The following is a 19195-nucleotide window of genomic DNA, read 5'->3' as shown; positions in this document are numbered from 1 at the left end:
TTCCGCCTCCATACAACTGCACGCCATGGCAGGCAGTCAGGATTTCGCCGTCGATCCGCGCAACGCGGCGGCGCGGCTCTATCTCAACGGCGATCTCGTCAAGCGCGAGGACGCCAAGGTCTCGGTGTTCGACGCGGGCTTCGTGCTGGGCGACGGAGTCTGGGAGGGCTTGCGCCTGCACAAGGGCGCCCTGCTGTTCCTGGAGGCTCACCTGGACCGGCTCTATGCGGGTCTCAAGGCCATCGCGCTCGATATCGGCATGACCCGCGACCAGCTCACCGCCGAGATCTGGAAGCTGCTGGACGCCAACGGCATGACCGACGGCGCCCACCTGCGCCTGATGATCACCCGGGGCGAGAAGGCCGCCGCCAACCAGGACCCGCGCAACTGGCTGGGCAGGCCCACCATCGTGATCACGGCGGAATACAAGGCGCCCAGCCCCGAGATCGTCACCCGCGGCCTGTCGCTGTTCACCTCGAGCATCCTGTGCACGCCGGCCCAGATGTTCGACATGCGGCTGAACTCCCACAGCCGCCTCAACCTGATCACCGCCCTGCTGCAGGCCATCGAGGCCGGCTGCGACGAGGCCCTGATGCTGGACCCCGGCGGCTTCGTCTCCAGCTGCAACGCCACCAACTTCTTCTTCGTCCGCGACGGGCGGGTGATGACGTCGACTGGCGACTTCTGCTTCAACGGCGTGACCCGGGCCAATGTCATCGCCCTGTGCCGCGCCAAGGGGATTCCCATCACCCTGGGGGACTTCGTCCTGGACGATGTCTATGACGCCGACGAGGCCTTCGTCACCGGCACCTTCGGCGGCCTGACCCCGGTCCGGGAGATCGACGGCCATGTCCTGCCAGCCGCCCTGCCGGGGCCGGTGACCAGGTTGCTGCGGGCGGCCTATGAGGAGCTGAAGGACGCGCAGGCGGCATGAGCGATCCCGTGCGCATCGCCATGTGGTCGGGGCCGCGCAACATCTCCACGGCCATGATGCGCAGCTTCGAGAACCGTCCCGACACCGCTGTCGTGGATGAGCCCTTCTACGCGGCCTACCTGGCAGTCACCGGCCTGGACCACCCGATGCGCGAAGAGGTCCTGGCGTCCCAGCCCCAGGACTGGCGCGAGGTGGCCGCCGCCATGGCCGGGCCAGCGCCGGGCGGCGCGGCGGTCTTCTACCAGAAGCACATGACCCACCACATGGCGGAGGGCTTCGGCCTGGACTGGACGGCCGCCTGCGTCAGCGCCTTCCTGATCCGCGACCCCGCCGCCGTCCTGGCCTCCTACACCGTCAAGCGCGCCGAGGTGACCCTCGCCGACATCGGGGTGGTGCGGCAGCGCGAGCTGTTCGAGCGCGAGGCCGACCGGCTTGGCCGCGCCCCGCCCGTGGTGGAGGGGTCCGACATCCTGGCGGCGCCGGAGCGGGGGCTGTCGACCCTCTGCGCGGCGCTGGGGATCGCCTTCCGGACCGAGATGCTGGCCTGGCCGGCCGGTCCGCGCGACACCGATGGGGTCTGGGCGCCGGCCTGGTACGACGCGGTGGAGCGTTCCACGGGCTTCGAGCCCCCCGGCGCGGCGCCGCCACGCGCCCTCGGCGACGATCTGCGGCGTCTCGCCGACCAGGCGCGGCCCCATTACGAGGCCCTGGCGGCCTATCGTCTCACCTTCTGAAATCGGCTTGGCCATAAACCTGATCTCAACGCTCAGCGATCATGTTCGCCGAAGGTGTGGGGATTTCGGGGCGAATGAGCTCTCAACGACTGCTGCCAAGTTCGAACCTGACGCCTGACGATCTGTCGGGCCTCAAGGTCTTGGTCGTGGACGACCACTCCAACACCCTGCGCCTGATCACCGACGTGCTGCGGGCGGGCGGGGTGGGGGAGGTCTATACCGCCACGGACGGCCAACGGGCCCGCGAACTGCTGCGCCACCGCTGCCCGCACATGATCTTCACCGACTGCAAGATGCCGGTGATGGACGGGTTGGAACTGGTCCGCTCGATCCGCCGCGCGGCCATCTATCCCGACCCCCTGGTGCCCAATCCGGAAGTCCCGGTGATCATGGTGACCGGTCAGCGCAGCGAGCGCGACGTGCAGATCGCCCGACTGGCCGGGGTCAATGAGTTCGTGATCAAGCCCTTCACCCCGGCGGCCATCCTGTCGCGCATCCAGCTGGTCCTGCGCCGGCCGCGGCCCTTCATCGTCAGCGAGGCCTATGTCGGCCCCGACCGCCGCCGGAAGGTGGAGCTGAACTATTCGGGGCCCCTGCGCCGCACCTGCGATCCTGACGAGGTGGCCGACGAGGTCGAGCGCGAGGTGGCCCGCGAGACCATCAGCGTCGAGCTGGAGGCCATGCGCCGTCTGATCTCGGCCCGGGGCGGGGTGGATCGCTCCACCCTGCAGATGATCTACCGGGTCATGCAGCACACCACCTTCCGCGCCCGCCAGGTGCGCGACAAGACCGTCGAGCGGGCTTCGCAGTCCATGATCGCCTATGTGGACGCCATGGGCGGGCCCGACGCCTGCGATCCGGCGGTGATCGAGATCCACTTCGACGCCATCCGCAACCTGCTGTCTCAGACCGAGATGGATCCGACCGAGGCCGACCGCATCGGCCGCAACCTGGAAGCCGTGGTCAGCCGCAAGAGCGCGCGGCGGCTGGTGGCGATCGGCTAGCTGGCTATATAAGGCCGCCATGGCCGAAGCCTTCAACGACCTGACCCTGCCCGACGACAAGGCCGCGCGCTACGCGACGGTGGCGCAGGAGATCGCCTCGGTGCTGGACGGCGAGCCCAACCGCACCGCGCGGATGGCGACCATCGCCTCCATGCTGGCCGCCAGCTTCGACCACTATTTCTGGACCGGCTTCTACGTGGTCGACCCGGACAAGGATCGCGAACTGGTGGTGGGCCCGTACCAGGGCACCCTGGGGTGCCTGCGCATCGCCTATGGACGCGGGGTCTGCGGGGCCGCGGCGGCGACCGGCCAGACCCAGCTTGTACCCGACGTCCACGCCTTCCCGGGTCACATCGCCTGCGACGGCCGCTCGGCCAGCGAGGTGGTGGTCCCCGTGTTCGATGCGCAGGGCGAGCTGATCGCGGTCTTCGACGTCGACGCCACCGAGCCGGCCGCCTTCGACGAGGTCGACGCCGCCTGGCTGGAGACGATTCTGAAGGCCGCCTTCAGCTAGATCGCGCCTGACGCGAAACGGCACACGTCCCAAGGCACGTGGATTGCAGCGCGCGGTCCACCTTTCCCTAACCGGGATGAGCTAGGGCTTGAGACCATGCTGACCGCCGAGACCTTCCATCCGAGCGCGTTGCCGCAGGCCGATATCGCGACCTGGCGCGCCCTGTGCGCCAGCCGTCCCGAATTCGCCAATCCCCTGATGGGGCCCGATTTCGCTCTCGCGGTCGGCGCCGTGCGCCCCGACGCCCGGGTGACCGTCTGGCGCTGGCCGGGCCGGACCGCCGGCTTCCTGGCCTATCACCGCCGCCCCGGCAGCTTCGCGCGGCCCATTGGCGCGCCGCTGTCGGACTATCACGGCCTGGTCTCCGAGCAGGGCCTGGACGCCGACGAGGCCTTGGCGCAGGCCGGGCTGTCGGTCTACCGCTTCACCGGCCTGACCGATCCCAACCGCGCCTTCGCGGGTTTCGTGGCCTCGGAGCGCGAGAGCTTCGTCATCGAGCTGGAGTCCACCGCCGAGGCCTATCTGGAGGCCCTGCGCGCCGCCAGTCCCAAGCGCTTCAAGAACTATCGCCGCCTGGACCACAAGCTGGACCGCGAGGTCGGGACCCTGACCATCAAGGGCGCCGACCACGACCAGGCCGCCTTCGACACGCTGCTCCGCTGGAAGCGCGAGCAACTGGCCCGCACCGGCGCCCACGACTTCCTCAGCCCGGTCTGGACGCGGGACCTGCTGCAGGCGCTGTTCGAGCGCCAGGACGGCGCGTTCCAGGGCCTGATGGTCACCCTCTACGCCGGCGACCGGCTGGTGGCGGGCCACTTCGGCATCCGCCAGGGCGGGGTCTACCATCCGTGGATCGCCTCGACCGACCCGGAGCTGGCCGCCTGGTCGCCGGGCCAGGTGTTCCTGGGCCGGGCCATCGCGGCCATGACCGAGATGGGTCTGACGACCTACGACTTGGGCCCCGGCCACGAGCACTACAAGCGGCCCTATGCGCTCTCCATCCGCACCATTGGCGAGGGCGTGGCCACCGCCGCCAACCTCGGCGGCCGCGCGGCCCAGATGTCGGAGCAGGCCTGGAGCCTGGCCGGCGCCCATGGTCAGGGCGCGGTGGGCAAGCTCCGCCGCCGCCTGGACATCATCGCCAGCACGGAACTGTCCTTCGCCGGTCGCGCCCGCGGCGTGGTCCAGGCCATCGGCAGCCGCACCCGTCGCGCCTCGGGCGAGATGGAAGTCGCCTGATCCCATGCCCGCGCCGCGCGTCAGCCTGATCATTCCCACCCAGCGTCGCCTGGACGGACTGGCCACGGCCGCGCGCTCGACCTTCGCCCAGGTCGGGGTCGACCCCGCGGCCCTGGAGCTGGTGGTGGTGGACAACGACCAGGTTCCCTCGGCCCAGGCCCTGGTGGAGAGCCTGGCGGCCGAAGCCCCGTTCCCGGTGGTCTATGTCCACGAGCCCGAACCCGGCGTCGCCAACGCCCGCAACGCCGCCATGGCCCGGGCCCGCGGCGACTTCATCGCCTTCCTGGACGACGACGAGGAGGCGCCGGCCGGCTGGCTGGCCGCCCTGCTGACGGTCCAGGCCAGGCATCAGGCCGATGTCGTGTTCGGCCCGGTCCGAGGCCGCGCCCCGGCCGGGGTCGGCAAGCACCGCGCCTATCTGGAATGGTTCTTCTCGCGGCTCGGCGACGGGCCGGCCGAGGGGCCCATCGACCACTATTACGGCTGCGGCTGCTCCCTGCTGAAGCGCGCCAGCCTGCCCGATCCCAAGGCCCCGTTCTCGGCCATCCGCAACCATATCGGCGGCGAGGACGACCTGCTCTTCGGCGGCATGAAGGCCAGGGGCGCGCGGTTCGCCTGGGCCCCGGAGGCCTGGGTCTGGGAAGATCCGGTGCCCAGCCGCCTGACCCTGGACTACACGATCGCGCGCGCCTTCGCCTACGGGCAGGGGCCCTCGGCCCACTGCGCCATCAGCACCCCGCCCGACCGCCTGGGCGTGGCCCGCTGGATGGCCATCGGCGTGGCCCAGGCCGGCGTCTACGGCCTGCTGGCGGGCCTGCAATGGCTGGTCCGCAGCCCGCGCTTCGCCTTCACCCTGGACCGCGCGGCCCGCGGCCTGGGCAAGACCCTGTGGTGGGGTCCCTTCAAGATTCACTTCTACGGCCTGAGGGCTCCGACATGAGCATCATCACCGACTGGACGCCCGAGAAGGGCGCCGCCTTCACCAAGGCGAACCTGGCCTTCGAGCACGGCCTGCACGAGCGGCCGATGTTCAAGGACGAAGGTCTCGAGGAACTGCTGGACCGCTATCCACGCGACCAGATGGGGGTCTTCACCATGGGCGAGGATCCCGTGGCCTGGACCACCTGGCGGCGCGGCACGGCGGGAAACCTGTCGGGCTCGCGGCTGCTGGAGGCCGCCCAGTCGGGGCGCATCTGGCTGAACCTGCGGCAGACCAACCTGCACCTGCCGGAATATGCCGCTCTGGGCGACGAGATCTTCGCCGAGAAGCACGCCCACGTGCCGGGCCTGCGGACCTTCAAGCACGACCTGGGCATGCTGATCTCCTCGGCCAACGCCCAGGTCTTCTACCATCTGGACGTGCCCCTGGTGTCGCTCTGGCAGCTTCGCGGACAGAAGCGGGTCTGGGTCTATCCGGTGGCCGACCCCTATGTGGGCGACGAGGCCCTGGAGAAGATCGTCCTGCGGGAGACCGCCGAGCAGTTCGCCTTCGATCCCGCCTGGGACCAGGGCGCGGAGGTCCATGACCTGACGCCGGGCAAGATGGTCACCTGGGCCCAGAACGCCCCGCACCGGATCGAGAACGGCCCGATGCTGAACGTGTCGCTGTCCATCGAATTCATGACGCCCGAGGCCCTGATGCGGGCCAATGTCATCTACGCCAACGGCGTCCTGCGCCGCCGGCTCGGGGCGCGGCGCCCGCGCATCCAGCAGGGGTTCACCCCCGGGGCGCTGGGCAAGCTGGCGGTGGCGCGCGGCGCCAAGGCGCTGAAGCTGCAGAAGCCCAACCCGCGCGTCCTGCCCACCAGCTTCAAGCTGGACGGCGAGCGGCCGGGGGCCTTGCTGCCCGTCTAGCCCGCCACGAACAGGTAGTCCTCGACCCCGGCATAGCCGTCGACCGCCACGAAGTCCGGGGCCTTGAGGGCGCGGTAGCCCAGGGGCCGAAGGATGTCCCAGATGTCGGTGGGGCGGGCGCCGGCCCGCGCCAGGGAGGCGTCGGAGACCTCCAGGAAGAGGGCGGGCCTGTACTTCGCCAAGGTCTTCAGGCCGCCCTTCAGGACATTGACCTCCCAGCCCTCGACGTCGGCCTTCAGGAAGTCCAGGCGTGTCAGGCCCTCGGCCTGGGCGAAGGCGTCCAGGGTGGTCAGGGGCACGACCTGATCCATGGTGTCGCGCGCATCCTGTCCGTCCTCGCCGAAGTGGGCGATGCCGAAGCCGAGGCCGCCCCGGGCTTTGATTGGGGTGTGCAGGATCAGCTCACCGGGGGCGTCGGACAGGCCCATGGGGATCACCTTCACATGGGCCAGCCGGTTGAAGGCCAGGGATCGGGTCAGGATCGAGCGGGCGTAGGCCGAGGGCTCGAAGGCGTAGACCTGGCCCCGGGACGCCATGCGGGCGAACAGCTTGGAGAACTGGCCGGCATGGGCGCCGACATCGATCACCACCCCCTCGGCCGGGATGTGCGGGCCGAAGACCGGGACCAGCTCCCGATGATGCTGGCGGAGCGTGGCCTTCAGCAGGTGGGCCAGGAAATCGACACGGCGCTTCAAGGTCATCGGGTCGGCTCCGCGGGCTTGTGGTGGTGCTTGTGGCCTATTTCGCCGACGCTGTAATCTAGCCGTGTCGGGGGCCCGGTTGGCTTCCGTGACGGCGCCCGCCTAGAGTGCCCGTCGACGCGTTAGACGCGCAATTCCAAAGGGAGCGGAACCATGGGCGAAGCCTATATCGTCGCGGCCTCACGCACGGCCGGCGGCCGCAAGGGTGGCAAACTGAAGGACTGGCATCCGGTCGATCTGGCCGCCAATGTCCTCAATGACCTCATCGACCGCACCAAGGCCGACCCGGCCCTGGTGGAGGACGTGATCATGGGCTGCGTCGGCCAGGTGGGCGAGCAGGGGATCAATGTCGGCCGCAACGCCGTGCTGGCCTCGCGTCTCCCCGAGAGCGTCCCCGGCACCAGCGTCGACCGCCAGTGCGGCTCCTCGCAGCAGGCCCTGCAGTTCGCGGCCCAGGCCGTGATGAGCGGCACCATGGACATCGTCATCGCCGCCGGCGTCGAGAGCATGACCCGCGTGCCCATGGGCCTGTCGGCCGCCCTGCCGGCCCAGAACGGCTTTGGCACCTATATGAGCCCGGGCATCCAGGCGCAGTACCCCAACATCCAGTTCTCGCAGTTCGTCGGCGCCGAGATGGTGGCCAAGAAGTACGGCCTGAGCCGCGATCAGATGGACGAGTTCAGCTTCCAGTCCCACCAGCGCGCCATCGCCGCCACCCAGGCCGGCGCCTTCAAGAACGAGATCGTCGCCATCGAGGTGACCGACGCCGAGGGCAACAAGACCCTTCACACCGTCGACGAGGGGATCCGCTTCGAAGCTAGCCTCGAGGGCATCAAGGGCGTGAAGCTCCTGCGCGAGGACGGCGTCCTGACCGCGGCCTCCTCCAGCCAGATCTGCGACGGCGCCTCGGGCGTGATGATCGTCTCGGAAAAGGGTCTGAAGGACCTGGGCGTGAAGCCGCTGGCCCGCATCCATCACATGAGCCTGCTGGGTCATGACCCGGTGATCATGCTGGAAGCCCCGCTGCCGGCCACCGAACGCGCCCTGAAGCGCGCCGGCATGAAGGTCGACGACATCGATCTGTTCGAGGTCAACGAAGCCTTCGCCTCCGTGCCCGTCGCCTACATGAAGTCGCTGGGCGTGCCGCGCGAGAAGATCAACGTCAACGGCGGCGCCATCGCGCTCGGCCACCCGCTGGGCGCCTCGGGCACCAAGCTGATGGCCACCCTGCTGAACGCCCTGGAATCCACCGGCGGCAAGTACGGCCTGCAGACCATGTGCGAAGGCGGCGGCATGGCCAATGTGACCATCGTCGAACGCCTCTAGACCTCTCTCTTCGCTTGGCTTCCTTCGCCCCCTGCGGGAGAAGGGAGCTAAGCGGAATTGGGGACTGACTTGAGCACGCCACGCATCGTCGCCGTCACCGGCGCGCACGGAATCCTCGGCTCGGCGGTGGCCAAGGCCGCGGCCCGGCAGGGGGCGAAGGTCGTCCTGATCGACCACGCCCCGCGCGCCCCCGAGGGTCTGGTGGAGGCCTGCGGGCCGGACGCGCTGGAACTCTCCGGCGTCGACCTCACCGATCCCGCGGCGGCCGGCGCCGCCATCGACGCGGCCGCCGCCCGGTTCGGCGGCCTGGACGCCCTGATCAATGTCGCCGGCGGCTTCGCCTGGCAGACCCTGGCCGAGGGCGATCCGGCGGTCTGGGACCGGCTCTACGCCATGAACGTCAAGACCGCCGCCAACGCCAGCCGCGCGGCCATTCCCCACCTGAAGGCCAGCACGGCCGGGCGCATCGTCAATATCGGCGCCAATGGCGCGGTGAAGGCCGGAGCCGGCATGGGCGCCTACGCCGCCTCCAAGGCCGGCGTCCATCGCCTGACGGAAAGCCTCGCCGAGGAGCTCAAGGGCCAGGTGACGGTGAACGCCGTCCTGCCGTCGATCATCGACACCCCCACCAACCGGGCCGACATGCCCAAGGCCGACTTCGCCACCTGGGTGACGCCGGGCGAACTGGCCGCCGTGATCCTGTTCCTGGCCTCCGACGCCGCCAGCGCCGTCACCGGCGCGCTCATTCCGGTCACCGGCCGCGTCTGACCGCCGCGCGCGTTACGTCAAAGCCGCACGCCGGATCGAATCGCGCCATCCACATCAAGGCGGCTGGCGAGGGCTTACGAAGTAAGCCAGAACCGTCTGGTTCCTGGGGAGGGGCGGTTCGATGGGTATGCTGATGATCGCCGCGGCGGCGGCCGCGCTGGCCGCGGGGGAGCCCTCGGCCCCCGCGTCGCCCGCGCCCGGGCGCGCCGCCGCCGAGAGCGGGGTGCTGGCCTATCCCGCCAGCTTCTTCGCCGAGGCCTCGCCCTCCACCGCCTATGACATGGTCATCCGGGTGCCGGGCTTCTCCTTCGACAAGGGGACGGTGGTCCGCGGCCTGGCGGGAGCAGGCGGCAACGTCCTGATCGACGGCGAGCCGGCGGTGGCCAAGAACGACGCCCTGGACGAGATCCTCAAGCGCATTCCCGCCGCGGCCGTGGCCCATGTCGACCTGATCCGCGGCGGCGCGCCGGGCATCGACATGCAGGGGCGCACCGTGATGGTCAACGTGGTGCGCAAGTCGACGGCGGGGTTCCGCGGCGCCACGACGGCCGGCGGCTACCTGGTCTATGACGGGCGGGTCCTGGGCGGAACCCGGGCCGAGGGCCAGTGGCGCTGGGCGGGGGGACGCGCGGCGGAGGCCTCGATCATCCTGGGTTACGGCCCCGACGACCAACTCGGCGACGGCCGCCGCATCCGCTACGCGCCCAACGGCTCGGTCCTGATCCTCTCCGACGTGGACGCCGACGGGAAGGGCCTGAAGACCTGGACCACCGGCGCCTTCGAGACCCCCCTGGCGGGGGGCAAGCTGCGGCTCAACGCGGCCTACATGCTCAGTCCCTATTCCTCCGAAATCACCGACCGCATCCGCTATCCGGGCGGCAAGGAATATCAGTACGACACCCAGGACCGCCTGCAGGCCGAGGTGGGCGGCCGCTACACACGCAACCTGTCGCCGCGCCTGGCGCTGGAGGCGGTGGCCTTCCAGCAGTGGAACAATAACGACACCAAGTCCCGCTTTGAGGCCGCCAACCTGACGCGCCAGTTCGAGGGCGACCGCAAGACTACCGAGAGCGTCGGCCGCGGCCATCTGCGCTTCAGTCAGAGCGCGAGGATCACCTGGGAGGTCGGCGGGGAGGGCGCCTACAACAAGCTCGACAACACCACCTCGCTTTTCCAGAACGGGGTGAAGGTGCGGGTGCCCGCCGCCAGCGTCCTGGTGACGGAGAAGCGCGGCGAGGTCTTCGCCACCGCCACCTGGCGGCCCACCGCCCAGCTCTCTGTGGAGGCCGGCCTGCGGCAGGAGGGCTCCACCATCACGTCGGAGGGCGACGTGATCCTGGAGAAGTCGCTGTCCTTCACCAAGCCGCGCCTGGCGGTGACCTGGTCGGCCAGCCCCACGACCCAGCTGCGCTTCCGCTTCGAGCGGGAGGTGGGGCAGCTCAACTTCGACGACTTCGTGGCCCCGTCCTCGGTGGCCAACACCGGCACGGTGATCGCCGGCAACCCGGACCTCTCGCCGCAGCAGGCCTGGGTGACCGAGGCCGCGGTGGAGCAGCGGTTCTGGAAGAGCGGCGCCGTCGTCCTGACCCTGCGCCACTACGCGCTCACCGACGTCATCGACCGGGCGCCCATCTTCGGCCCCGGCGGCAGCGTCGCCGACGCGCCCGGCAATATCGGCGAGGGGACCAAGGACGAGGTCCAGGCCAGCCTCAGCGTGCCCCTGGAGCGCTTCCACATTCCCGCCGCCCAGCTCAAGGCCCAGGCCGTCTGGCGGCGCTCGGAGGTGACCGATCCCCTGACCCTCAAGCCGCGCGAGATCTCAGGGCTGCGCCACATGGAGTGGGACCTGCACTTCAGCCAGGACCTGCCGCGCCTGAGATCCAATTGGGGGATCGACGTCAACAAGGGCGGCTCCAACGCCAATGACGCCTATGGCTGGCGCGACCGCGCCTATCGCCTGTCGGAGATCGAGACCCGCAAGCTCGACACCTGGGTGACCCTGTTTGGGGAGTACAAGCCAAGGCCCGACCTCAGCCTGAGGGTGGAGCTGCTGAACCTCACCGAGCGCAGCGTCCAGCGCATCCGCGAGGTCTATGCCGGACCGCGCGACCGCAGCGCGCTGGCCTATACCGACGTGCGCGATCTGCGCTGGGGCCGGATCTGGAACATCCGGTTGCGCAAGAGCTTCTAGGGCTTCGGCGCGGCCGGCGGCGGGGTCGCATAGGCCACCCGCCAGACGGCGTCGCCGCTGTCGTCGGCCACCAGCAGGGCGCCGGTCTTGTCCACCGCCACGCCCACGGGGCGGCCCTGGGCCTCCTCCTTGGCGTTGAGGAAGCCGGTCAGGAAGGCCTGGGGCGGGCCCGCGGGCTTGCCGTCCTTGAAGGGGATGAAGACCACCCGGTAGCCGTTCAGGGGCCGGCGGTTCCAGGAGCCGTGCTGGCCGATGAAGACCCCGCCCTTGTAGGCGGCCGGGAAGGCGTCGGCCTTGTAGAAGGCCAGGCCCAGGGAGGCGGTATGGGGGCCGAGCGCATAGTCGGGCGCGATGGCCTTGGCCACCAGGGCCGGCTGCTGCGGACTGACCCGGACATCGACGTGCTGGCCGTAATAGCTGTAGGGCCAGCCGTAGAAGGCGCCGGGGGTGACGCTGGTCATGTAGTCGGGGACCAAGTCATTGCCGATCTCGTCGCGCTCGTTGACCGCGGTCCACAGCTTGCCGGTCACCGGCTCCCAGTCCATGCCGTTGGGGTTGCGCAGGCCGGTGGCGTAGGGGCGGCTCGGCCCCTCCGGCAGGGTGAACTCGACGATCTGGGCGCGTCCGGCCTCGGCGGCCATGCCGTTCTCGCCGACGTTCGAATTGGAGCCGACAGTGGCGTAGAGCTTCTGGCCGTCGGGACTGGCGATGATGGTCTTGGTCCAGTGGTGATTGATTGGTCCGCCGGGCAGATCGAAGACCTTCACGCCGGGGCCCGAGACCTGGGTCTGGCCGTCGGCATAGGGGAAGCTGACGATGGAGTCGTCGTTGGCCACGTAGAGGATGTTCCCCACCAGGGCCATGCCGAACGGTCGCTTCAGCCCCTGGGCGAAGATCGCCTTGGTGTCGGCCACGCCGTCGCCGTCGGAATCCCGCAGCAGCATGATCTTGTTGGGACTTTCCGCCAGGGCGCCGGCGCGCTTCTGGATCATCTGGGCGACCCAGTCGCGGAACCCCTGGGGCTTGGCGGGCTCCGACGCCGACTCCGCGGCCAGCACATCGCCATTGGGCAGGACCAGCAGCCAGCGGGGATGATCGAGGCCGTCGGCGAACTTGGTGACCACGAAGCCGGGAGGCGCGACCGGCGCCGCGCCCTTGGGCCAGCCGACGAACTTGGCGACATGGACTGTGGGCAGGACGCTCTTGGTCGGGGTCGGCAGGTCAGGCTTGGGCCCGAAGCCCGCGAAGGGGCCGGCCGCGCCTTGGCTGCAGGCCGTCAGGCCAAGCGCCGCGATCGCGGAAGCCAATAGAACCGAACGCATGGACGTCTCCCAAATCCCCACGCTGCCCTAATGCGCGGCGGGGAACCGGGTTCAGTCTAGCACGCCGCCAGCCTAGGCCGCGGCTTCGTGCTGGGCCCTGGGCACGGCGCGGCGCAGGTCGCCGGGGCGCAGCTCCACCAGGGAATCGTCGCCAGCCAGGGCGCGGACGGCGAGAATCTCGCGCGCCCGCAGGCAGGACAGCACGGGATAGACCCCCGCCATCAGGGCGATCAGGAAGCCGAGTTCGCCCTCGCGATAGCCCTTTCGGGAGATGTAGCACTTGTAGAAGCGCCGGAAGCCTCGGAACACGTTGTCGCCGACGCCGCCGGGCTCGCCCAGATCGGCCAGGTCCTGGGCGCGCAGCGCGGTGTAGCGGTTCAGGCGATCGATCATGTCGCCGATGTCGTCGTCCACCACGTGCTTGATCGGGGTCTTCAGCGACCCGGCGAGCGTGCCGGTGAAGGTGACGCCGGGATGGACCCGCTGGCTCTTCCAGTGCTTGACGCCGTTCCGATAGAGCCGCGCGACCGAGGAGGTGCCGAAGGACCCGCCCCAGCCCTGACGCACCAGGCGATGGCCGACATAGTTGTCCACCGGGATCTGGAAGTAGTCGCCGGCGACGATGGTCTCCACGCTGGCGCGAATCTCCTGCGCCAGCTGAGGGCTCACCCATTCGTCGGCGTCGATCTCGATGATCCACTGGCCCGAGCAGGCCGCGACGCCGGCCTCCTTGCGGGGCCCCTCGAGGGGGAAACTGCCGCTCACCAGGCGCGCGCCGTATTCCAGGGCGATCGCTTCGGACCGGTCGGAGCAACGGTCGGCCACCACGACGATCTCGTCGCAGAAGCCCAGCCGACCGAGGCAATCGGCGAGCCGCGCCTCTTCATCGTGGACGCACACCAGCGCCGACAGTCTGGTCATCACGAACCTCTCCGCCCCCCGGCGTGACAGAAAACGAGACGGGGGATGGCGCTTGGGCGGTCCCTTGGGGAGGGCTGCGCAGGCGGTTCCAACACCCCTTGTCCTAGGCATGACGACGCCAGCAACGAACGCCCTCACCCCCGGCGATGGGAGGGGTCAGAAACTCTTTGAAAGGAGGATGCTGAGGGTCCGCGGCCTCTGCGGCGTGACCTGGCGAACCTGCCCGAAGCTGAAAGGATTGCCGTAGGCGAAGGTGTCGCCCTCGGTGTTGTTGGGATTACTGACGAAGGCCGCGATCCGCCAATCGCGACCCTTGAGCTGGATCGAGACCCTGCCGGTGAAGTAGCCCCCCATGACCGGCGACAGGGCCGGGTCGAAGGTCAGGCGCGAACGGCCGACATAGCCGCCCTCGCCGGTGAGCAGGAGGGACAGGCCACCGCGCAGCGGCCGCTCATAGAGCGCCAGGGCGCCGATGGAGGCGTCGGGAACCCCGGGAAGCCGGTCCTGGACCCGGGTGGCGAAGGCGCGATTGACCCGTGTCACCTTGGGCGCGTTCAGCAGGGCGTTGGCCAGGACCGTGAGGCGCGGGGTGACCTTCAGGGTCGCTTCGATCTCCAGGCCGATGTTGCGGCCATCCCCGACATTGGCGGTGAAGGGCAGGCCCGAGCCCAGGTACTGGTCGGTCTGGATGTCGCTCCAGAGATCGTAGAACACCGCCGATCGCACATCGAGGCGGCGATCCAGCAGGCGCAGCTTGGCGCCGGCCTCGAAGTTCTGCAGTCGATCGGGCTGGTAGGTCCGCCGCGATGGCGACGGGGCGGTGATGCCGCCGGAGTTGAAGCCGCCCGCGCGGTTGCCCTCCGACATCAGGGCGTAGAGCAGTCCGCCGGACGGCAGGTCGTATTGCAGGGTGACCTGCGGTGACCAGCCGCGGAACTGGTCCTTGCGGGTGAAGGCCCGGGTCTGACCCACCAGGGGCGACTGCACGTTGGAGCTGGTGCGCAGGTCGATGTCGAACACCCGCGCCCCGGCCGCCACCGTCCAGCCGCCGCCAAGCGCCAGCGAGGCCTGGCCGTAGACAGCCAGGGTGGTGACGCGGTCGGTTCGCCTTTCCAGATAGATGGGCCGAGGCGGCCCGGTGGCGCCCCGCACCTGCAGGACCGAAGGGCTCCGTTCCAGGCTCCAGGCGGCGTAGGCGCCCGCGAGCCACCGCAACCGCCCTTCGTCGGGGGAGGTGAGGACCGCGTCCTCGACCAGCATGTCGATCTTGGTGGCCTCCTCGAAGACCCCCAGGTCCGTGGCGCTGGAGCCGTAGAGGGAGAGGGCCGCCGAGGCGTCGTAGAGGCTGGAGAAGCTGTGGCGCACATAGGCGGTGGAGGACTCGAACTGACCCCAGGCGCCGGCGCCCGTGACGCGCACGGCGGCCTCGCCGAAGTCGTTCTTGTGGGTCTCGCGAACCCGGTTGGCCCGGCGCAGGCCCATGCCCGGGGTGGTGTACTGGGTGTCGTTGGAGTCGAGTTGCTGGATCGCGCCGCTCACCGTCACCGTCCAGTCGGGGGTGACCTGGGCGCGCAGGGCCGCCCGGCCCCCGACCCGCAGCGTCTCGTCCACGTTCGACAGGCGCAGGTTGACGTCGTCCAGATAGCCGCCCTGGAGCTCGTGATAGGCCACGACGCGCAGGGCCAGCCGCTCCTTGACCAACGGCAGGTTGATCACGCCCTCCGCCTCGCGGCTGGGGGAGCCGGACTGGGTCCAGGCGCCCAGCAGGCTGAGGCCGCCCTCGAACCGGTCCAGCTCCGGCTGGCGGGTGACGATGCGATAGACGCCGCTGAGCGAGCCCGCGCCGTAGAGCGCGCCCTGGGGCCCCCGCAGCACCTCGACGCCCTCGACGTCGGCAAGGCGCAGGTCCGGGTCCGGGGCGTTGTAGGTGATCGGCACGTTGTCGAGGAAGGTGCCGACCGTGGAGCGCGTGCGGCCGGTGAAGGCCCCGTCCGAGAGGCCCCGCAGCAGGATCTTGTCCCGCCCGGCCCCCAGGTTGGTCATGGTGACCCCGGCCACCTGCCGCATGGCGCCGGCCGCGTCGATCGCGCCGGTGGTCTCGAGCTGACCCGCTGAGACCAGGCTGAGGGAGGCCGGCAGGCGATCGAGGGGCGCCGCCCGCTTGGTGGCGGTGACCAGGAGTTCGGAGACCTGGGCGCCCTGCGCGGCGCGGATCGGCGGGGCGGGGGGCGGCGGAGTCTCACGCGCCGGCCGGGTGACCGCCGGGCGGATGCGCACCGTCTGGGCGTCGATGATGTCGAAGCTGCAGTGTCCGCCCGCGGTGAGGCGGATCAGGGCTTCGCGCAGGGTCAGCCGTCCGGATATTCGCGGCGCGTGTCCGCCGCAGGCCGAGACGCCGCCGATGGAGATCCCGGCCTGGAGCGCGAGGTCGATGAGCGCCTCGGAGGCGGGCTTGGCGGCGATGGAGAGTCGGTAGCGCGTCGGCGCGGCTTCGGCCGCCCCCGCCGCCAGGGTGGAGGCGAGGACGAGGCCCGTCAGAGCGAAACGAATTCCGCGACGTCGACCCGAAATGACGAACTTCCCCGACCAGAGACCCGCGTTACTGCGCGCGAAGCAGTATGACGTCTTTGGCTGGAACGGAAGCGATGGGCGCGAGCAGGACAAGACGCTGCACCACCCTGTCCTCGTCGTCGACCATCAGGACGCCGGAGAACTTGAGCTGGGCGGTGCGCTCGTCGGCCAGCTTCAGCGGCGTGGCGACGTAGCGGTTGAGATCGGCCACCACCTCGCGCAATGGGCGGTCGCGATAGATCAGGCGTCCGCTGCGCCAGCTGAACACCTCCTCGGCGGCGGCGGCGCTGACCTGGGACTCGGCGGAGCCCTCCACATGGTCCAGCCGGCGGCCGGGAGTCAGGCGGACGGTGTCGCCGACCGCGTCGGCGGCGGGGCGAACCTCCACGACGCCGCGGGCCACGGTGACGGCCAGATGGCCCTCGCGCCGGCGGACGTCGAACTGGGTGCCCACCACCCGGACCGTCCGGTCGCCGCTGGCGATCAGGAAGGGGCGCTGGGGATCCTTGGCCACGTCGAACACCGCCTCGGCGTCCTCCATGACCACCCGCCGCTCGCGGGCGCCGAGCCTGACGCTGAGCCGGGAGCCCGCGTTCAGGTCGATGCGTGTCCCGTCGGCCAGGAGGATGGTGCGGCGCTCGCCCTTGCCGGTGGCGTAGATGGTGGTGGGGGTGGTGAGGTCGCGCCAGGGGACGATGGTCACCACCAGGGCCGCGGCGGCCAGGCCGGCGGCCAGGGTCCAGCGCCGCGACGGGCCCATGGGCGGGGGCGGACGTCGCGATCGGGCGCTCGGGCCGGCGGGATCGAGGGCGGTCTTCAGGGCCGGCGCGGCGGCGTCGAGGTCTTCCCAGAGGGCCAGGACGGCGTCATAGGCGGCCGGATGGGCGGGCGAGGCCTCCAGCCAGGCTTCGAAGCCCAGCCAGTCGGCCTCGTCGACCTCGGGCCGACGCATGCGCATCAGCCAGTCGGCGGCTGCGTCGCGGACGGCGTCCAGATTCTCGTGCGGCGACTGGTTCATCGATCCGTACAGCTTCTGCGGGTAGAACCGCCTTCCTGACATCCTGACGTCACCGGCGGGAGTCGCCCCCCGTTCAACGGGCGAAAAAAGCGCATCAGGCGAATCTTTCCGCTCATCCCAGTCTCGCGAGCAGGGCCTTGAGAGCCCCGCTGATGTGTTTTTCCACCGCGCTGGTGGAAATCCCCATGGCGCGTGCGGTGTCAGACTGGCTGAGCCCGTCCAGCTTGTGAAGTTGGAACGCGCGCCGCATCCGAGGGGGCAGTTCCTCCAGGGCGCGGACGAGTTGGGCCAACCGCTGGCGGGCGGCGAGCGCCTCGTCGGCGGCGGGCTCGTCCACCACGTCCTCGCCGCCGATCGAGGTCCGGCCCGCCCGGATCCAGGCGTCGTCGCGCACCACTGTCCGGCGCTCCTTGCGCAGACGGTCGAGCATGAGGTTGGACCCCATGCGGAACAGCATGGCCGAAGGGCTCGCGATGGGCTCGCCCGGCTCCAGGGCGGCCACCTTCAGATAGAGGTCCTGCGCCAGGTCCTCGGCCAGGGCCGCGGAGCCGAGGCGCGCGGCGAAGAAGCGCACCAGATTGGCCCGCTTCTCCAGGTAGACGGTCAGGAGGTCTGGCGCGTTCGGGTCTTCCAGCGGGATTTGTCCCAAGACGGTCGGCATGGCCGATGATCCTGCTTCAGATGCATGGTTCGGTCCGGGGCGACAAGACGCCTTGCGGCCAATCGGCCGCGATCTGTGAGGGATGGCGGGGCGGGCGACGTCTTTGCCTTGAGCCGACATCGCGAGGCGAGGTCGGGGAGATGGTTTCGGACCGACATGCGCTGGATGCTGCTGCAACAGGAATTGGGCCGCTGGCGAAAGGCCGGGCGCAAGCCGACGCTCTGGTGGCGCGATGACGACGCGCGGGCCCCGACCCCCGAACTCGACCGGCTGCTGGCGATCGCCAACGCCAACCGCACGCCCCTGGCCCTGGCGGTCATCCCCGATGGAGACCTGGCGGCCCTGGCCGCGCGGCTGAGGCGCGAGACCCTGGTCACCGTCGTCCAGCACGGGGTCGATCATCAGAACCGGCGCGACGGCCCGGCCGCGGGGGAGTTTCCGCACGCCTGGATGCGGATCCGGGTGGCCACCCAGATGCGGGCGGGATGGACGAAGCTGGCGGCCCTGCCGGGCGCGGCGCAGATCTTCGTGCCGCCGTGGAACGACATCCATCCCGAGCTGCCGGCCGTCCTGGCCGATTGCGGCTATCTCGGCTGGTCGGCCTGGGACGAGACCGCGCCGATGGCCAGGGTTCCGCGAGTCGACGCCCATGTGGACCTGCTGCGCTGGCGGGGCGGGGCGCGGTTCCGGGGGGAGGGCCGGGTGCTCGAACGCCTGCGCGAGCTGCTGGTCGAGCGGCGGCAGGCGGGGCTGTGGTCGGCGCCCATCGGTTTGCTGACCCACCACCTCGACCATGACGAGGCGGCCTGGCGGTTCCTGGACCGGTTCCTCGCCTGGTCGGCGGCCAATGGCGACCTGGCCTGGCGCAGCCTGCCGGACATCCTGGCCGGCGCCGCCCACGCGGCGCCGGCGATCGTCGAAGGTTGACGCTCCGAGCCGTGGAGCGGAAGCTTCCAAGGTGAAGCTTCGACAGGAAGCCGGAATCGGGGGGCGAGACATGAGCGTTGAACTGACGATGCTGACCTATGCGGTCGGCCTGCTTTTCGTACTGGTCTTCATTCAGACCCTGGCGGGCGTCCGGGCCCAGGGGGCGGTGCCGCTCTCCAATTCCCGCGACGACCTGCCGCCGCCCAGTGGCTTCCACGCCCGCATGAAGCGGGTGGTGGACAACCATCGCGAGGGGCTGACGATCTTCGCGCCGCTGGTCCTGACCGCCGCGGTGGTCGGGGTGTCGAACGGGACCACGATCCTGGGCGCCCAGCTGTTCTTCTATTCGCGCGTGGCGCACGCGGTCCTCTACGTGCTCGGCGTGCCGATGGTGCGGCCCCTGGCCTGGGCGGTCGGCGTGGTGGGCACGGTGATGGTGTTCGCCGCCCTGGTGGGTTGGGCGACCTAGCGGGTCTCGCCCGCCCTTGACGGGGCGGGCGGCCGCGGCCG

At 70.2% G+C, this 19195-nt stretch carries 18 protein-coding genes; 12 read left to right on the top strand and 6 right to left on the bottom strand.

All coding sequences use genetic code 11. The features are described 5' to 3' along the window. The first annotated feature begins 25 nt into the window (after positions 1-25). From AC1RN5_RS11630 to AC1RN5_RS11600, 7 genes are all read left to right on the top strand, one after another. Positions 26-934, top strand: a complete 909-nt coding sequence (locus AC1RN5_RS11630) for an aminotransferase class IV (protein ID WP_493041303.1) — start codon at positions 26-28, stop codon at positions 932-934. Then, on the top strand, positions 931-1668 hold the full coding sequence (locus tag AC1RN5_RS11625; RefSeq protein ID WP_493041302.1) for a sulfotransferase-like domain-containing protein: 738 nt from the start codon (positions 931-933) through the stop codon (positions 1666-1668). The genes AC1RN5_RS11630 and AC1RN5_RS11625 overlap by 4 nt, the downstream gene beginning before the upstream one ends. A gap of 74 nt (positions 1669-1742) precedes the next feature. Then, on the top strand, positions 1743-2672 hold the full coding sequence (locus AC1RN5_RS11620) for a response regulator (protein ID WP_493041301.1): 930 nt from the start codon (positions 1743-1745) through the stop codon (positions 2670-2672). A 19-nt stretch (positions 2673-2691) separates the two neighbouring features. Then, complete coding sequence (locus AC1RN5_RS11615) at positions 2692-3186, top strand: GAF domain-containing protein (protein WP_493041300.1); 495 nt, start codon at positions 2692-2694, stop codon at positions 3184-3186. A 96-nt stretch (positions 3187-3282) separates the two neighbouring features. Then, positions 3283-4425, top strand: a complete 1143-nt coding sequence (locus AC1RN5_RS11610; protein ID WP_493041299.1) for a GNAT family N-acetyltransferase — start codon at positions 3283-3285, stop codon at positions 4423-4425. 4 nt (positions 4426-4429) lie between these two features. Next, complete coding sequence (locus AC1RN5_RS11605) at positions 4430-5365, top strand: glycosyltransferase family 2 protein (RefSeq protein ID WP_493041298.1); 936 nt, start codon at positions 4430-4432, stop codon at positions 5363-5365. Next, positions 5362-6279: a hypothetical protein gene (locus AC1RN5_RS11600; RefSeq protein WP_493041297.1), complete on the top strand. Its 918-nt coding sequence runs from the start codon at positions 5362-5364 to the stop codon at positions 6277-6279. The genes AC1RN5_RS11605 and AC1RN5_RS11600 overlap by 4 nt, the downstream gene beginning before the upstream one ends. Here AC1RN5_RS11600 and AC1RN5_RS11595 read toward each other — a convergent pair. Further along, positions 6276-6980 (bottom strand): FkbM family methyltransferase, encoded by a 705-nt coding sequence (locus AC1RN5_RS11595; RefSeq protein WP_493041296.1) that lies wholly within the window; start codon positions 6978-6980, stop codon positions 6276-6278. The two genes, AC1RN5_RS11600 and AC1RN5_RS11595, sit on opposite strands and share 4 nt — an antisense overlap. A 153-nt stretch (positions 6981-7133) precedes the next feature. Here AC1RN5_RS11595 and AC1RN5_RS11590 point away from each other — a divergent pair, with 153 nt between their 5' ends. The 3 genes from AC1RN5_RS11590 (at position 7134) to AC1RN5_RS11580 (ending at position 11265) form a co-directional block, all read left to right on the top strand. Further along, complete coding sequence (locus AC1RN5_RS11590) at positions 7134-8306, top strand: acetyl-CoA C-acetyltransferase (protein ID WP_493041295.1); 1173 nt, start codon at positions 7134-7136, stop codon at positions 8304-8306. Between the two features lie 69 nt (positions 8307-8375). Then, on the top strand, positions 8376-9074 hold the full coding sequence (locus AC1RN5_RS11585; RefSeq protein ID WP_493041294.1) for an SDR family NAD(P)-dependent oxidoreductase: 699 nt from the start codon (positions 8376-8378) through the stop codon (positions 9072-9074). Between the two features lie 121 nt (positions 9075-9195). Next, entirely contained in the window at positions 9196-11265 is a 2070-nt protein-coding gene (locus AC1RN5_RS11580) for a TonB-dependent receptor plug domain-containing protein (protein WP_493041293.1), read from the top strand. Here the strand turns inward: AC1RN5_RS11580 and AC1RN5_RS11575 are convergent. The 5 genes from AC1RN5_RS11575 to AC1RN5_RS11555 all read right to left on the bottom strand — a co-directional run bounded on the left by AC1RN5_RS11575 (position 11262) and on the right by AC1RN5_RS11555 (position 17758). Beyond that, positions 11262-12587, bottom strand: a complete 1326-nt coding sequence (locus AC1RN5_RS11575) for a PQQ-dependent sugar dehydrogenase (protein WP_493041292.1) — start codon at positions 12585-12587, stop codon at positions 11262-11264. The genes AC1RN5_RS11580 and AC1RN5_RS11575 overlap by 4 nt on opposite strands. Positions 12588-12659: 72 nt before the next feature. Next, positions 12660-13508 (bottom strand): glycosyltransferase family 2 protein, encoded by an 849-nt coding sequence (locus AC1RN5_RS11570; protein WP_493041291.1) that lies wholly within the window; start codon positions 13506-13508, stop codon positions 12660-12662. A 156-nt stretch (positions 13509-13664) separates the two neighbouring features. Beyond that, entirely contained in the window at positions 13665-16172 is a 2508-nt protein-coding gene (locus AC1RN5_RS11565; protein ID WP_493041290.1) for a TonB-dependent receptor, read from the bottom strand. Continuing rightward, positions 16108-17097, bottom strand: coding sequence for a FecR family protein (locus AC1RN5_RS11560; RefSeq protein WP_493041289.1), 990 nt, complete (start codon positions 17095-17097; stop codon positions 16108-16110). The genes AC1RN5_RS11565 and AC1RN5_RS11560 overlap by 65 nt, the downstream gene beginning before the upstream one ends. A 112-nt stretch (positions 17098-17209) precedes the next feature. After that, positions 17210-17758, bottom strand: a complete 549-nt coding sequence (locus AC1RN5_RS11555; protein WP_493041288.1) for an RNA polymerase sigma factor — start codon at positions 17756-17758, stop codon at positions 17210-17212. A 156-nt stretch (positions 17759-17914) separates the two neighbouring features. Between AC1RN5_RS11555 and AC1RN5_RS11550 the strand changes: the two genes are divergently transcribed. Together AC1RN5_RS11550 and AC1RN5_RS11545 are read left to right on the top strand one after the other, a co-directional pair. After that, positions 17915-18685 carry a polysaccharide deacetylase family protein gene (locus tag AC1RN5_RS11550; RefSeq protein ID WP_493041287.1) on the top strand — a complete coding sequence of 257 codons (771 nt, stop codon included), beginning with the start codon at positions 17915-17917 and terminating at the stop codon, positions 18683-18685. 70 nt (positions 18686-18755) lie between these two features. Then, positions 18756-19154, top strand: a complete 399-nt coding sequence (locus AC1RN5_RS11545) for an MAPEG family protein (protein WP_493041286.1) — start codon at positions 18756-18758, stop codon at positions 19152-19154. Positions 19155-19195 lie beyond the last annotated feature (41 nt).

The organism is Phenylobacterium sp. GW821-FHT12F10 (assembly GCF_058806695.1).
The sequence above is the reverse complement of the archived record's forward strand: the minus strand, read 5'-3'. Positions and strand labels throughout refer to the sequence as shown.